Raw genomic sequence first — 16029 nt, 5'->3', positions numbered from 1 at the left:
GGTAACAGAACTGTTTCTTTTCGCCACCAATCCCCTCTCGGACTGTTACCCGCTGCGCGCCACCATCAGAGTGTCCCTTTTTGTGTTCAATCCTGAAGGAAACAACGATGTCTCCACAGCCTTCACGCCCCCTCGGGTTTCTCTCGGCGCCGCCCGCGGCACCGGCGCTTCCCGCTGAGCGTGTCGCCCCGACCTACAAGACGTGGAGGACCAACGTCTTCCTGGGCATCTTCATCGGCTACGCGGGCTTCTACCTGATCCGCAATAACGTGACCCTGGTGTCGTTCATCCTCAAGGACTACGACATCATGAACACGGTCGGCATCGGTATCGTCGCCAACGCCGTCCTCTTCGCCTACGGACTTTCAAAGTTCTTCATGGCGATGCTCTCGGATCGTGCGAACGCCCGCTACTTCATGCCGATCGGCCTCGCCCTCTCGGCCGTCATGAACCTCCTCATCGCCTTCGTCCCCACCCTGTCCGCCACGGTTGGGATCTTCGCGGTCGTCATGTTCATCAACGGCTGGTTCCAGGGCATGGGCTGGCCTCCCTCAGGCCGCGTCCTCGTCCACTGCTTCTCCACCTCCGAGCGCGGTTGGCTCACCTCCATTTGGAACTGCGCCCACAACGTCGGCGGTGCTGGCGTCGGCTTGATCTCCGCCTGGGCCCTCGGAACCTTCGCGACGAATGAGGCCGACTGGACTCCCGCTTTCTGGGCGCCCGCACTCGTCGCCCTCGTCGTTGCCCTCATCGCTTTCCTCCTCATCCGCGACCGTCCCGAAGCAATGGGTCTGCCGCCGATCGAGAAGTTCCGCAATGACCCGGCCAAGGTGGAAATCAAGGGCGATGCGATGGGCTGGAAGGAAATGCTCTTCAAGCACGTCCTCACCAACCGCGTCGTCGTCCTGCTCGCCCTCACGAACGTTTTCGTCTACACCCTGCGCTACGGCGTCCTGTCCTGGATCCCGATCTACCTCACCGAGCAGGTCCACGGCGTCAACGTCAAGGAAGGCATCCTCGGTTTCGCGATCTACGAGGGCGCGGGGCATCGTCGGCACGATCCTGTGCGGTTGGGTCTCTTACAAGGTCTTCAAGGGCTGGCGCTCGGGCGCGGGCATCCTCTTCCTCGGTGGTGTCGGCGTGAGCGTGCTCATCTACTGGCTGATGCCGCTCAGCGCTCCGATCTGGATCTTCTACGTCCTCATTGCGATCATCGGCGGTCTGATCTACGGCCCGGTCATGCTGATCGGCCTGCAGGCGATCGACTTGTCGCCGCGTAACGTCGCGGGCACCGCAGCAGGCTTCACCGGCCTCTTCGGCTACCTGCTCGGCGCGACCCTCGCCTCCTCGGGTGTCGGCACCCTCATCCACTACTTCGGCTGAAACGTCGCCTACGGCTTCCTCGTCGTCGTGGCCATCGCCGCCGTCGTGCTGATGTTCATCGTCGGCAAGGACGAGCGTCGCCTCATGGAGGCCCGCCACGCCACCGCACTCCAGGAAGGATGAGTTCTCCTGAGGCTGGGCTTCCTCTTGCCCGGAAGCCCGGCCCCATTCTCAGAGCACCAGGTACGAGCCCCTAAGGCTTAGCCCGGCTCTCACAATCCCGCTAGCGCCGACGATCTGTACCTATCCGGATCGTCGGCGCTAGTGTGTATGAATGACGACCCTTCGCCTCCCGATCCTGCCCATCGCGGGGCTTGTGCTCGTCATCGCCGCTTTCACGTCCCTCCTTGCACTGCTCGCACCGAGTCGGGCAGATCTCCTCGTCGTCTGCTCGAACACGGCGAGCGTGTGCGACGCCCTCGCCGAACACTACGAGCAACACACTCGAACCAGCGTCGACGTCGTCCGAGTCCCCACATCCGAAGCACTTTCCCACCTTGCGGCGACCCACGGGGATTCCGAATTCGACGTATGGCTCGGCGGCCCCGCTGAAGCGCACGCCGAAGCCGAGCGCCTCGGACTGCTCCGCCCCGTTGAAGGCATCGACGTTTCGGGCCTGCCCGAGCATTACCACTCCGCCTCCTGGTTCGGCTTCTACGGGGGATCCTCTCGATCTGCGCAACCCCTCAGGCGAGTGAGCAGCTCACCTCCTGGAACTCACTCGTACGTTCACGCCTTCCCCTGATCGTCCCTCTGCCCCTCACTTCAGGGACCGCTGCGACGATGCTCGGAGTCCAGACGGGGCGCTTCGGCTCGGTCCCCGAATCGATTCCCTTCTTGCGCGCCCTCGATGCCCAGGTCGTCACCTACTCCGATTCGGGTACGGACCCGGCTCACCTCGTCGCCATCGGCCGTGCTCAGACGGGTATCACCTTCGACACCTACTGCGAAGAAGAACAAAGACTCGGTGCCGAACTCGTGACCGTCTACCCGAGTGACGGCACAGGGTTCGAAGTCGGGGCAGTTTCCCTTCCCAAGCGAGCAGAGGAACGCAAGCAGGCAGAGGATTTCCTCGCATGGGTCGTGTCGGACGAGGGACAGGCGCTGGCCTCTTCGATCGCAGGGCAGGTGCCGATTTCGCGTCGCCTGGCCGATAACCTGTCCCAGCGCCTCACCGCACTCGACATTGCCGTGTACGGAGCGGATCCCGAGGTTGAATCCCTCAACCGCAGCCTTGAGATCGGAGCATGGCAGGCCCAGGTGTACGCCCCCAGGGGCTGCACCCCCGATGAGATCACCGACTCGCCCGCCCCCGCGTGCGGAAGCGTTCCCGCACGCGACTCGAACTTCACGCGAATCGTATTGGGCCCGAGCATTGCCAGGACGGGCCTTCTTTCACTCGCAGCAGGTGGGATCGCTGTCCTCCTCGGGAGTTTCATCGCACTGGCTCTGCGCTTCGCCCCAAGGCGGAGCCTTATCTTCATGCCTTTCATCCTCCTGCCGGGCTTGGTCCCTCCGGCGGTAAGTGCCGAGACGCTCATGCTCCTGGAGGCACCCGCCTACTCGATCTGGACGCTCCTGGGAGCTGTGGCCCTCAATGCAACACCGTTCGCCGCAGTCATCATGGTCTTCGGGCTGTCCTCCGTATCTCGTGAAGAACTCCTCGCCGCTAAGGATCTCGGGGCTCGGGGACCACGCGTCGCCCGAAGGATCCTCGCTCCCGCCCTCGTGTCCACTGTGTTCCCCTCCTTCGCCGTCGCAAGCCTCATGGCCGCGTCCGATGTATCAGCCTCGACTGTGAACGCGGGCCGCGAACCCTACCTCGCTCCCCTGGCGCGTCATGCACTCAACGCGAGCTCCGATCATTCCCTCGCCCTGAAGATCCTCGCTCTCTACCTCGCTGCCAGCGCGATCACGGCTCTCAGCCTCACCCGTGTTCTGCGCTTGAAGCGAGCATCTGCTTCCCCCTTCGCTCCGAGTGCGCACGCGCCTGAGCTTTTCGGGCGCGTCTCACGCGCACTTGGAGCCGCCCTCGTCCTGGCGGGGCTCGCCGCCCTGGGGCTCATCGCCATTGTCATTTACAGACTTGTTGTGGCATTCCTTTCAGGCTCCCCCCAGACCCTCCTGTTCAATGCCGCCCGAGAATCCTTCCTCGTCCTCCTCCTTGTCGTCCCGATCGCCGCACTCATTGGTTTCATCACCGCCCTGTCGAACCTGCGGCGCATGAAGGCGCTCAACACTGTGGCGCTCCTGGGCCTACTCGCCTCGCCCGTCGCAGGTGGCATCCTCGTCCACATCATTCACCGACGTCCCCTCGAGTTCGCAGGCCACGTCCTCCTTCCCCCGCTCGTCGGCGGAGGCTCCCCTGCAGGGGGCCTCATTGCCGTTCTTATCGCGTATCTCCTGCTTGCCCTTCCCGCCGCCCACTTCCTCATGGTTTTCGCGCTTTCAGGCACCCGTGATGTGCGTCGTGCCACCGAGGATTCGGGGGCGAGCCGAACGCGCACCATCGTTCACGTCGTCATCCCAATGAGGCGAGGACGAATCCTCGCCGCCCTGGCTGCGCTGAGCGCAATCGTCATGTCAATGAGCGCTCCGGCCGTGTTCGTCGTGCCCGCAGGCTCAGCATTTCCCGCAGTCGCCCTCATTCCTTATGCAGCTCACGGTTCCACAGGGCACGTCCTCACCTTCGGGATCCTCGGTGGAGCCTCCGCCCTCACGATGCTCGCTTTGGCGGCGGCTGCCCTCATCCCGACTCTCAGGAGACCGCATGTCTGAGCTGATCCACGAGGTGACGACACCTCATGCTGAGCCTCTATTGGACGTGCACGGCCTCGCACTCCAGCGCGAAGCCCGATTCCTTCACGATGTCTCCTTCAGCCTCGCACCCGGTGAGGTCCTTGCCGTCGTCGGGCCTTCCGGCTGTGGAAAGTCCACTCTCCTGCTCGCCCTGGCGGGCTTCGAGGAGTGCAGCGGAGAAATCCGAGTCGAGGGGACTTCCCTTCAGGGAGTGGTTCCCCAACGACGCCCAAGCTCACTGGTGTTCCAATCACCCGCTCTCTTCGAGCGTATGAGCGTGAGGGAGAACATCGCTTTCGGATTGCATGGCAAAGCGCTTGGTGCAAAGCACGCGCACGACCTCGTCGAAGCGGCGATGACGAGGATGGGGATCATCGCCCTCGCTGATCGCTATCCTGATGCCCTATCGGGGGGACAGGCGCAAAGAGTGGCCCTCGCCCGGGCCTTGGTGACAAGGCCGAAGGTGCTGCTCCTCGATGAGCCTCTCGCCCACGTCGGAGCCTCCCTCGCTGCAGCGATCCGTCAAACTCTCCTGCGTGAGATCCGCAGGCTCAAAATCGCGGCCCTCTATGTCACGCACGATGTTGAGGAGGCGTGTCTTGTCGGCGATCGCCTTCTCATCATGGACGCTGGGCGGGTCCGCCAGATCGGTGCTCCGCGCGAGCTCTACGAGCGTCCGAACTCAGAAGCGGTCGCCCGCCTCATGGGCATTGCGAATGTTCTCGCATGCGAAGTCGAGGAGATCGTGAGCGAGCAAACTGCGCTCGTACGCTGCGGCTCGGCCTCCTTCCACGTGCCCGCACCACGTGTGAAGGAATGTGGGGGTGCAGACTCAGAGGACATAGCCTCGAGGGGTGCAGCCTCGGGGAGCGAGGACGAGACCTCAGGGGACGAGGTCGGGGACGCTGGCGGTATCGAGGATTCCGGGGACGCTGGCGGCGTCAAGGATTCCGGGGGCGACAATGTGGTGTTCGCAAAGCGAAGTCTCCTTTCCCTGGGCCCTGCACTTCTCGCAATGCCCGGTGAGGCGATCGAACTCTTGGCGGCCCCGCCCTCGGCGATCATTGGACGACACGCGCAGGTAATCGGGGCTTTCTTCGTGCGCGGCATCATGGTCTATGACCTCGAAACCGAGTTCGGCACCCTCGTCGCAAGGGACTCTTCAGTGCGAGAGCCTTTCACGCTCGGCGATCATGTCGAGTTCGAGTTCAGAGGAGGTTGGGTTATTCCCCGTGAGGGAACAACTCGGAGCCCTGAACACTGACAATTCACACTGAGTGCCCAGCCCCGGGGTCTCCTGCTCCCTGACACTCAGGGAATGGGGGCTCAGAGCACTATTGCTCGGGAGCAGGGTACCTACTCTCTGACACTCAGGGAATGGGAGCATGGCGCAAAGGGTGGAGGCGCCGGCCCAAAGCTTTTGGGGACCAAGAGCGCCCCGAACTTCAGCAACCGCGAGCGCCCCGAACTTCAGCAACCGCGAGCGCCCCCAAAACCGAGAAAACACGAACGCCCAAGCCCCGGAAGCCGAATACACCCCAAGCCCCGGAAGCCGAACACACCCCAAGCCCAGCTCAGAAATTGGAGCCCCGGACAGGGCGAGGGGCCCGAGCCCGGGACTGTGGCGTTCAGCCGAGCAGTTCCTTCGCCACCACCTCGGCGACCTGGATCGCATTCAGAGCCGCGCCCTTGCGCAGATTGTCACCGCTCAGGACGAGCACAAGGCCCCTATTTCCCTCGACGGCCTGGTCTTGGCGGATACGGCCGCAGAGCACCTCGTCGCGTCCCGCCGCTTCAAGCGGTGTCGGCACCTCGACCAGGCGAACACCGGGGGCTGAAGCGAGAACCTCGCGGGCCTCATCCGCTGTGATCGCGCCAGAAAACTCGGCGTGGATCGTTAGGGTGTGCCCGGTGAAAACAGGGACGCGCACGCACGTCCCGGACACGCGCAGATCCGGAATGTGCAAGATTCTGCGAGACTCGTTGCGCAGCTTCTGCTCCTCGTCGGTCTCCTCACTCCCGTCTTCGACGATTGAACCGGCAAGGGGGACGACGTCGAAAGCGATGGGGGCGACGTAGACCTCGGGCTCAGGCAGGGTGATCGCGCGCCCATCGAGGGCGAGGGCAGCGAGGTCCTGGCTGACACCGGAGCGGGTTTGACTCACCAGTTCTTGCACGCCCTTGATGCCCGAACCGGAAACGGCCTGGTAGCTGGACACGAAAAGGCGCTCAAGGCCACCAGCCTTATCGACCAGCGGACGGAGCACAGGCATTGCGGCCATCGTCGTGCAATTCGGGTTCGCGATAATGCCCTTCGGGCGCTTCGCCGCGTCCTCGGGATTGACTTCGGAGACGACGAGGGGAACCTCAGGGTCTCTACGCCAGGCGGATGAGTTGTCGACGACAACCGCGCCTTGAGCGGCGAACTTCGGAGCGTACTCGCGTGAGGCACTCGCCCCGGCGGAGAAGACTGCAATGTCAATTCCGGAAAAGTCCGAGGTCGCAACGTCTTCGACCGTGATGTGCTGGCCCTTCCACTCCAAGGTGGTGCCCGAAGAGCGCGATGAGGAGAAGAATCGGATGGTCTCGACGGGGAAATCACGTTCGGCGAGAAGAGTTCGCATGACGCGGCCGACCTGTCCGGTGGCTCCGACGACGGCGACGTTCAATCCGCTCATGATTCTTTCCTTCTGTTAGGCGCATTCGCGCTGTCTTTTGGGACCCGGTTTTCCTTCATCTGCTGCACGCCGCGCGTGGAGAAAAAGGATTCAGTATGCGTTCAAGACTTGCGATCGGGTGGGGGTGGTGTCTTTCCATGGCTGGCAGTTTTCCGGGGTGGGTAGGCTCTCAGGGCTGGTGGGCACTGAGGGGCGAGTCAGCGGCCGGTGCCGCCGTAGACAACTGCCTCCGTTTCACTCGAGTCGAGGCCGAAAGCCGAGTGCACGGCTTGGACGGCTCGATCGAGGTCGTCAAGCTTGGTGACAACGGAGATGCGAATCTCGGAGGTGGAGATCAGATCAATATTGATGCCCGCCGCTGACAGGGCGCTGAAGAGTCGGGCGGAAACTCCAGGGTTCGTTCGCATTCCCGTGCCGATGAGGGAGAGCTTGCCGATATTCGGGTTGTATCGCAGCTCCTCGAATCCGATCTCGTCTTGAGCGGCTTCAAGTGCATCAAGGGTGGCCTTCGCATCACCCTCGGGAAGGGTGAAGGTGATATTCGCCCTCGTCGGATCAGAGACCGGCACATTCTGCACGATCATGTCAATGTTCGCCCCGACCTCAGCGCAGATGGAGAAGACTCGGGCCGCGACACCGGGGCTGTTCGGGAGGTTCGTGACGGTAATCTTGTCCTGAGAACGGTCGTGCGCGATACCGGAGACGATGGGCTGCTCCATGTGCTGCTCCTTGGGGTCGAGGAGGGCTGCCGAAGGGACGAGGCCCTTGAGCTCGGGGTTTGCAGGATGGTCCGAGATCCAGGTGCCGTTCTTCTCTGAGAAGGACGAACGGACGTGGAGTGGAACGCCGTAGCGGCGTGCGAATTCAACAGCCCGAAGGTGCAAGATCTTCGCACCATGAGCGGCGAGCTCCAGGGTCTCTTCCTGCGTGATCGTGCGGAGGCGATGCGCCTTGGGAACGATGCGCGGGTCCGCGGAGAACAATCCGTCAACGTCGGTGTAGATCTCGCACACATCGGCACCGAGGGCGGCGGCCAGGGCGACGGCGGTCGTATCGGAGCCTCCGCGACCCAGGGTCGTGACATCCTCTCCTTCGGAGATGCCCTGGAAGCCTGCGACGATGGCGACCTGGCCTTCGCGGATGGTGCGGGCGATGCGTTCGGGCACCATACCGATGATCTGGGCCCGACCGTAGTTCGAGTTCGTTTTAATGCCCGCCTGGGCACCGGTGTAGGCCTGAGCGTCGACGCCAAGTTCATTAACGGCCATTGACAAGAGCGCCATGGAGATTCGCTCTCCTGCAGACAAGAGGATGTCCATTTCACGCTCGGGAGCCTTGGAGGTGATCTGGGCTGCCGTGTCGAGAAGGTCGTCTGTGGTATCACCCATCGCTGAAACGACGACGACGACCTGATGGCCGGCGTCATGGGTCTCGACGACGCGACGCGCGACGCGTTTCATCGCTTCCACGTCGGCGACTGATGAGCCGCCGTACTTCTGCACGATCAGTGCCACGAGTCCCCATTCCTTCTGTGCGCCTTCACCATCTGCAGCGTCCACTGGCGTGAGCGCTCCAGGGGCACTCATGCTGCGAGCGCCGCGCCTCTTCATCCTAAGGAGGCCTTGGCCGATAGCGTTAAACGCCCGATATTCGGGCATCTGCGACATGTTTCTTCTATTTTCGCAGCTCTTCTTTCACTGCTCTTCGATCTGAAGTTCCACACAAACAGATCACATCTCGCAATTTGAGATTAAAATGATCGAAATATGTTCACGAAGCGAACACTCCTGTCCGCCCGTCCCTCGTCCTCGTTAGCGTCGAAGGCAGATGACCGATCAGCCGACCGGCCATTCCCAACACGTGGAGGCCTCCCATGAAGCGCACGTCCCTCATCGCAGCAACCGCAGCCGCCGCCGTTCTCGCCCTCGCGGGCTGCTCCGGCTCTGCCACTTCGACCGACGCGAGCACCCCCGCTTCACCCGCCGGCGAGGCCTATTCAATCGGCATCACCCAGATCACAACCCACACCGCCCTCGACAGTGCCAGAGAAGGCTTTAAGAAAGCCTTCGAGGACGCGGGCATCCAGGTGAAGTACGACGAACAGAACGCTCAGGGCGACCAGGCGACCGCCACTTCGATTGCCTCGAAGTTCGCATCCTCCGACCTCGACCTCGTTCTCGCAATCGCGACCCCCTCCGCCCAGGCCGCCGCCCAGTCGATCACGAAGGTTCCGGTCCTCTTCACCGCAGTCACCGACCCCGTGTCCGCGCAACTCGTCAATTCCTTGGAAGCCCCCGGCTCGAATATCACCGGCACAACCGACATGAACCCGGTCGCCGACCAGATTTCCCTCGTCAAAGAGTTCGCACCCAAAGCGAAGACCCTCGGCATCATCTACTCCTCGGGCGAAGTCAACTCCGAAGTGCAGGTTGAACTTGCGAAGGAAGCTGCCGCGAAAGACGGTCTCCAGGTCGTCGAATCCGCAGTGACGAACTCCGCCGAAGTCCAGCAGGCCGCCCAAGATCTCGCCTCCAAAGTCGATGCGATCTACGTTCCGACCGATAACACCGTCGTCTCGGCCCTGGCCTCCGTCGTCCAAGCGGCCGAGGACGCGAAGATCCCCCTCATCGCCGGAGAAGCCAACTCGGTCGCGCAAGGGGCCCTCGCAACCTACGGAATCGACTACTCGAAGCTCGGATACCAAACCGGTGAAATGGCGATCAGGATCCTCAAGGAAGGAGCTGAGCCCGCAAGCCTCCCCGTCGAAGCGCAAAAGGACTACGAACTCACGGTCAACACGACGACTCTGAAGGCCCTCGGCCTGGAACTCCCCGCGTCCCTGAAGGACAGGGCGGTCACCATCGAGTGATTGGAGAGTCTATCGAGCTCCTCACTTCGCGCCCGTGATGGCTATGGCTCGAGCCTGCGATGGCTCGGATCCGTGATGAGTCGGATCCGGTGATGGCTCGGACATGTGACGACTCCTTGGACCCGTGGCGGCTCGCGTCGGTGATGACGTCATCGTCTGGCTCGCGCCCGGTGATGACACCTTCCTCCGACTCGCACATCCCCTCCGGGGGCATGCAGCGCACCGGGCACACGGAGCGCGTCGGAACAGAACAAGAAACACACCGGATACGAGCACGGCACCGAACCTGCGAACGCCAGCCCCGAGCCTTGCCGCTCCCACCCGGAGGCACGAACCACCCCGAAGCTCGTCCATCCCCGCTCCAGAGGTCTGCATCCCCAATCCGGGCCTCGCCGATCCGAACCTCCCTGCTTTCACCCGGAGGCACGAACCACCCCGAAGCTCGTCCATCCCCGCTCCAGAGGTCTGCATCCCCAATCCGGGCCTCGCCGATCCAAACCTCCCTGCTCCCACCCCGGGCGCACACATCCCCAGCCACAACACAAGCACACCCACCCAAAAGGAAACACTGTGCTCACAGCTCTCGACCTCGGCCTGATTTACGGCCTCATGGCACTCGGCGTGTACCTCACCTTCCGAGTCCTCGACATCGCCGACCTCACCGTCGACTCATCCTTCACGACCGGCGCGGCGGTCGCAGCCGTGATGATCACCGCCGGGCAGAACCCCTGGCTCGCCACCCTCGGTGGCTTCCTCGCGGGCTGTGTGGCGGGAACGGTCACCGGCCTCCTCCATGTGAACGCGGGAATCCACCCCCTGCTCGCCGGCATCCTCACCCAGATCGGCCTCTATTCCATCAACCTGCGCATCCTCGGCAAAGCAAACGTGCCCCTGCTCCGCGGCGTCGAAACCCTTTTGACGCCCTTGCGTGACAAGGGGCTGCTCGGTTCCTGGATCTCAATCCTCATCTTCGCCGCCCTCATCGCAATCGTCACCACCCTGTTCAACTGGTTCCTCTCGACCCAGATCGGCCTGGGGATGCGTTCCACGGGCGACAACGAAGGCATGGCCCGCGCCCAGGGAGTATCGACTGGGACGATGAAGATCATCGGCCTCGCCCTCTCGAATGGCCTAGTCGCAAGCTCCGGGGCGATCATCGCCCAATACCAGGGCTACGCGGATATCTCGATGGGCATCGGCTTGATCGTCGCGGGCCTCGCCTCGGTCATCATCGGCACTGCCCTCATCGGCTCGCAGGGGGTGTGGGTCACCTCCCTCTTCGTCGTCATCGGGTCGATCGTGTACCGCGTCATCATCCAACTCGCGCTCGGCGTCGAGTTCCTTGAGGCGAACGACATGAAACTCATCTCCGCGATCATCGTCTTCGCAGCCCTCATGATTCCCCGGATCGGCATCTTCTCGAAGATCCGCGAGCGCCGCCGCAACCGCAGCCTCGTCCCAGAGCCGGATATCACGCACACGCCCGAAGAACGCGACAATGAAAAGGTGGTGTTCTGATGCTGGACATCGAGGCCGTAACGAAAACCTTCTTCCGCAGGACCGTCAATGAACGAGTCGCTTTGAGCGACATCTCCTTGCACCTCGACCCCGGGGACTTCGTCACGATCATCGGCTCGAATGGCGCAGGAAAGTCGACGCTGCTCAACATTGTGTCCGGCCGCTATCAGGCCGATGTCGGACGCGTGAAGATCGAGGGCGAGGACGTGACGAAACTGCCCGACTACAAGGTTGCGAAATACGTGTCCAGGGTCTTCCAGGACCCGATGGCAGGCACCGCCCCACATCTGTCGATCGAGGAGAACCTCGCGCTCGCATGGTCACGAGGCAGGGGGCGCACACTCGGGCCCGCACTCACCCAGAAGAAGCGTCAGATGTTCCGCGACGTCCTCGCACCCCTCGAGCAGGGCTTGGAGAACCGACTGCACGCGAAGGTCGGTCTGCTCTCAGGCGGCCAGCGCCAAGCCCTCTCCCTCACGATGGCGACTTTCTCGAAACCGAAGGTGCTGCTCCTCGACGAACACACCGCAGCCCTTGATCCGAAGCGCGCCGCACTCATCACGCAGATCACCCGCGAGGCCGTTGAGCGCCAGCACCTCACCACCCTCATGGTCACGCACAATATGGAACAGGCCCTGTCCATGGGTAACCGGCTCATCATGATGCACGAGGGACGGATCATCTTCGAGTTGGCTGGCGAGGAGAAGAAGAGGGCGACGGTCACTTCTCTGCTTGCTGAGTTCGACAAGCTCCGCGGGAAGGAGGAGCAGGGTCTGTCCGACAGGATGCTGCTCGCCTGAGCCCCTGTGCTCGCCTTGTTGCACGAGGTGCGGGCCCCTTCGATGCGTGTACTCGCAATTGACACAAAGCGCACACCATCTGGCACGAGGTGCAGAACCTGGGAACGGGATCTCACAAGGGGGCGAGCGGGGCACGCGTAGAACGAGGCACTACCGCGGGTTCTGGCAAGGAGCGCGCGTAGAACGAGGCACTACCGCGGGTTCTTGCCAGGGGCACGCGTAAAACGTGGCACGACTGCGGGTTCTTGCCAGGGGCGAGCGGAGTGCGGAGGCTGAATCCAGCTCATTTCACGAGGTGCGGGGCTGGGCGTTGTGCGAGACAACTCGGGGATGTGAGAGGAGGGCCTTGTGCGAGGAGGTATAGGGGAGTTTCGAGGCTCGTGGGCCGAATACGGCGTCGGCCGACTTGTGCACGGACAAGTCTCTTCTGCCCCGCACTCGTTCGTTTTCTGGGGGCAGGGCCACAAATGCCCACGGGGCCACGTAGGGTAATCCAGTGACCACTGCACTGTATCGCCGCTACCGTCCCGACACCTTTGCCGATGTCATCGGCCAGGATCACGTGACCGGGCCGCTTCGGGCTGCTCTGCGCGCGAACAAGGTGACACACGCCTATCTCTTCTCCGGACCTCGGGGCTGTGGGAAAACGACCTCGGCCCGCATCCTCGCGCGTTGTTTGAACTGCGCGAAGGGTCCGACGGACACTCCTTGCGGTTCTTGCGATTCCTGCCGCGAGTTGGCAACAGGTGGCGCCGGCTCACTCGACGTGGTCGAGATCGACGCGGCCTCGCATGGTGGTGTCGATGATGCCCGTGAGCTGCGCGAAAAAGCGACTTTCGCTCCGGTGCGCGATAAGTACAAGATCTTCATCATTGATGAGGCCCATATGGTGACGAACCAGGGCTTCAACGCTTTGCTCAAGCTGGTGGAAGAACCTCCCGAGCACGTGAAATTCGTCTTCGCGACGACCGAACCCGAGCGAGTGATCGGCACGATCCGTTCACGCACCCACCACTACCCCTTCCGTTTGGTCCCTCCGGATGTTCTGGGCCCCTACCTGCACAAACTCGCCCAGGAAGAGCATGTGCACATCGCTCAGGGCGTTTTACCGATGGTGATGCGCAGCGGCGGAGGCTCCGTTCGCGACACTCTTTCCGTGTTAGACCAACTCATGGCAGGTTCTATCGACAATGAGCTCTCCTATGAGACCGCTGTCGCTCTCCTCGGCTACACGGACACCGCCCTTTTGGATGACTCTATTGACGCCCTCGCCAGCGGGAATGGGGCCGACGCATATCGCGTGATCGAAAGAATGGTCGAGTCCGGTCATGACCCACGCCGTTTCGTCGAGGACCTCCTACAGCGGCTGCGCGATCTTCTCATCATTGCAATCGCAGGCGAGAAAGCCGGGGACGTCCTCTCGGATGTGCCCGCAGACCAGTTCGAGCGCATGCGCCGCCAGGGGGCGAATTGGGGGGCGCATGGCCTGTCTCGGGCCGCCGACCTCGCCGATGAGGCATTGCGCCAAATGGTTGGCGCAACCTCACCGAGACTCCAACTCGAGCTCCTCATCGGCCGTATCCTCCTTCCCCCGGCTCCTCCGAGCGCCCAGCCGCTCGAAGGCGCCGCCGATTTAGCTTCTTCAGCTGATGGGTCTCAAGAGAATGGCCCTCAGGGGCGCTTCGGGGCTCGTGAAGCCCGGGAAGCACTGGAACGCTCACGGCGCAGTCGCGCGAGTGAGCGAGCCGGAATGAGTGAGCGCAGTGCTGCAGGTGAGCGCAGCCCTGCAGGTGAGCCTCATGCTGCTCGCGAGCGCGAAGGCTCGGCTCAGCACGTCAGCCCTGCCGCCCCTGGCAGACCAAGCCCAGAGAGTGGACGTGCCGCCCCAGCGAACAGTCCCGCCGCTGCAACACACTGGCCGGAGGCAGCCGTCCCCGGCGCAAGCGCTGCTGCCGACGCGCCTGGCACTCCCGACGCAAGCAGGGACCCCGGCGCGCATGGGATTACTGGCGCAAGCACTGCTGCCGACGCGCCCGATGGTCCCTCCTGGCTTCCTGCGAACGATTCTCCCTCGGATAGCGCGAATAGCGACTGGCCCGAGGTCGCAGCCCCCGTCAGCGATGCTCAGACTCACACTCACAACCCGAACGAAACCACGGCTCACCCCTCCCGTGCTCGCTCCGCTCAAGAGCCCGAACACCCGGCAGCCGCACCGCAAACCCAGGGCCCCGATACCTCGACCCCCACAGGCTTCGATCAAGAGAACACCCCCGCGCCACCGAGCGCACCCCTTGAGGTGCCGCCTGGGACAACTCTTCCTCACAGCGACCAGGGAGCAGACACGATCCGTGAACGCTGGAATGAGGTCCTCTCCCGCCTCGGGTCCATCAGCAGATTCGTGGGAACCCTTGTCTCCGAAAATGCTCAGCTCGGTCCCGTGCACGGCTCCGAGCTCGTTCTGCTCTTCCAACATGCGGGCTTCGTCTCGCAGTTCTCTCGCGAGGACCGCGTGACAGCTCTTTCGGACGCCATTTTTGAGGTTACTGGGATACGTGTGACGGTAAGCGCCCAAACCTGGCAAGTCGGCACTGAGCCGGCAATCGCCTCATCCTCCACACATGCTTCCGCTGTCCCTTCCTCACCCACTTCCGATCACGCCTCCCAAAGAGACGCTTTTGAGCGAGCACCCCAGGATCAGACCTCTGCGCGCGCGATCCAGGAGCAGGATTCAGCGCGCGGAACTCAAGAACAGACTTCTGCGCCTGCACCCCAGGGACAGAGCGGCTGGGTTTCGGAGCCGCCCCCTTTTGAGCCTGATGAGGCTCCCGTCGCTGAAGGTGATCGGACCCCCACCGCCTCCTATCCCCTTGATGCCGGAGAAGACTCACCCCAAGACGACACCGCCAAGCGCCTTCATAGCCCCGCCCCCGAATCCGTCCCGGAACCTGCCGAGTCTGGCTTTGCACCCCTTAGCGACGCTGAGACGAGGGATCCTTTGACTGCGGCTCCTGAGCCCGTCTCTCCCGATCCTGCTCAGATCAGCGCTTCTTTCGCAGAGCCTTCTGCCTCGGACTCTCCTGCTGTGGAATCCGCCGTCTCAAGCTCCCCCATCTCGGAGCCTTCCGCTGCGAGCTCCCCAGCTTCGGATTCCCCCGTCTCGGGGCCTTCCAGCTCGGCCGCCCCTGCCTCGCCGCACCATGCCCCCGCGGCCACGCCCGCGGCCTCTAAGGCTCACGTCGGCTACACGAATGGCCCGAAGCGGAGAGCCATCTCGGTCTTCACCTACGATGAGCCCGCCCCGGACAACACTCCGACCGCCTTCGATTCCGCTTCGACGCCCTCACCTGAGGAACACTCCCAGGAACACGCATCCGCACCAGATTCCCCAGCAGCCTCATATTCCGCGCCCACGACGGAATCTGAAGCGGATGCCTGGGGCCCTGTTGCTGCGCCTGGTGGCAGCACAACTCAAGACGATTCGGGGTGGACCCCAGACACCTCAGCACCCTGGAGCCCCGATCCTGGCACGCCCTGGGGCTCCGAACCCTCCGTCCCCGGGACCCCCGAACCTTCCACACCGTGGACCCCCGAACCCTCCACTTCGTGGGAGCCCAATGAGGAAGCTCCATCTACCTGGGGTCCCGGACCTTCGACGCCCTGGGAGCCGCACTCTTCTCCCGCACAAGCCCCAATGTCCGGATGGAGCGAATACCACACCACACCCACCGGCGTTTCCTTCGACGACTCCCCCTCGACCTCGGCAGACTCCCCCTCGACCTCGATAAGCGGCTTCGACAACACCTCAGGTCCCCGCCCATCCGAAGCATCGCCGCAAGCCCCGACCTCGTCACCCGCACTCGACGATTCACCCTCACTGGATGATGAGGACGTGGAAGTGAGCACGCATTTCGGTGTGCCCGCAGTCCTCGATATCCTCGGGGGTACAGTCATCGAGGAGATCTACGACGAGGGGAGCCGCTGA

The 16029-nt window shown here is 63.1% G+C and carries 11 protein-coding genes; 9 read left to right on the top strand and 2 right to left on the bottom strand.

The genetic code is table 11. The features are described from left to right. Positions 1 to 107: 107 nt before the first annotated feature. From FFA61_RS00355 to FFA61_RS00340, 5 genes are all read left to right on the top strand, one after another. On the top strand, positions 108 to 1280 hold the full coding sequence (locus tag FFA61_RS00355) for an MFS transporter (RefSeq protein WP_005962496.1): 1173 nt from the start codon (positions 108 to 110) through the stop codon (positions 1278 to 1280). Next, positions 1240 to 1383, top strand: coding sequence for a hypothetical protein (locus tag FFA61_RS09355; protein ID WP_005962497.1), 144 nt, complete (start codon positions 1240 to 1242; stop codon positions 1381 to 1383). Before FFA61_RS00355 ends, FFA61_RS09355 begins: the two co-directional genes overlap by 41 nt. A 274-nt stretch (positions 1384 to 1657) precedes the next feature. Then, positions 1658 to 2128 (top strand): type 2 periplasmic-binding domain-containing protein, encoded by a 471-nt coding sequence (locus FFA61_RS00350; protein WP_005962498.1) that lies wholly within the window; start codon positions 1658 to 1660, stop codon positions 2126 to 2128. Further along, positions 2026 to 4161 carry an extracellular solute-binding protein gene (locus tag FFA61_RS00345; protein ID WP_083879453.1) on the top strand — a complete coding sequence of 712 codons (2136 nt, stop codon included), beginning with the start codon at positions 2026 to 2028 and terminating at the stop codon, positions 4159 to 4161. The genes FFA61_RS00350 and FFA61_RS00345 overlap by 103 nt, the downstream gene beginning before the upstream one ends. Next, the gene (locus FFA61_RS00340) at positions 4154 to 5446 is read left to right on the top strand and encodes an ABC transporter ATP-binding protein (RefSeq protein WP_005962500.1); all 1293 of its coding nucleotides are present in this window, start codon (positions 4154 to 4156) and stop codon (positions 5444 to 5446) included. Before FFA61_RS00345 ends, FFA61_RS00340 begins: the two co-directional genes overlap by 8 nt. A gap of 364 nt (positions 5447 to 5810) precedes the next feature. On the opposite strand, the gene FFA61_RS00335 is transcribed toward FFA61_RS00340, so the two are convergent. Both FFA61_RS00335 and FFA61_RS00330 read right to left on the bottom strand, forming a co-directional pair. Further along, the gene (locus FFA61_RS00335; protein ID WP_005962501.1) at positions 5811 to 6860 is read right to left on the bottom strand and encodes an aspartate-semialdehyde dehydrogenase; all 1050 of its coding nucleotides are present in this window, start codon (positions 6858 to 6860) and stop codon (positions 5811 to 5813) included. A 197-nt stretch (positions 6861 to 7057) separates the two neighbouring features. After that, a complete protein-coding gene (locus FFA61_RS00330; RefSeq protein ID WP_040313833.1) occupies positions 7058 to 8374 on the bottom strand; it encodes an aspartate kinase in 1317 nt (438 codons plus the stop codon). Positions 8375 to 8733: 359 nt separating this feature from the next. Between FFA61_RS00330 and FFA61_RS00325 the strand changes: the two genes are divergently transcribed. The 4 genes from FFA61_RS00325 (at position 8734) to FFA61_RS09560 (ending at position 16029) form a co-directional block, all read left to right on the top strand. After that, on the top strand, positions 8734 to 9729 hold the full coding sequence (locus FFA61_RS00325; RefSeq protein ID WP_005962503.1) for an ABC transporter substrate-binding protein: 996 nt from the start codon (positions 8734 to 8736) through the stop codon (positions 9727 to 9729). Between the two features lie 570 nt (positions 9730 to 10299). Next, a complete protein-coding gene (locus FFA61_RS00320) occupies positions 10300 to 11247 on the top strand; it encodes an ABC transporter permease (protein ID WP_005962504.1) in 948 nt (315 codons plus the stop codon). Beyond that, positions 11247 to 12047 (top strand): ABC transporter ATP-binding protein, encoded by an 801-nt coding sequence (locus FFA61_RS00315; RefSeq protein WP_005962505.1) that lies wholly within the window; start codon positions 11247 to 11249, stop codon positions 12045 to 12047. The genes FFA61_RS00320 and FFA61_RS00315 overlap by 1 nt, the downstream gene beginning before the upstream one ends. A 496-nt stretch (positions 12048 to 12543) precedes the next feature. Continuing rightward, positions 12544 to 16029 carry a DNA polymerase III subunit gamma and tau gene (locus FFA61_RS09560; RefSeq protein ID WP_005962506.1) on the top strand — a complete coding sequence of 1162 codons (3486 nt, stop codon included), beginning with the start codon at positions 12544 to 12546 and terminating at the stop codon, positions 16027 to 16029.

The organism is Schaalia cardiffensis F0333 (genome assembly GCF_005886435.1).
Lineage (GTDB): Bacteria > Actinomycetota > Actinomycetes > Actinomycetales > Actinomycetaceae > Pauljensenia > Pauljensenia cardiffensis.
The sequence above is the reverse complement of the archived record's forward strand: the minus strand, read 5'-3'. Positions and strand labels throughout refer to the sequence as shown.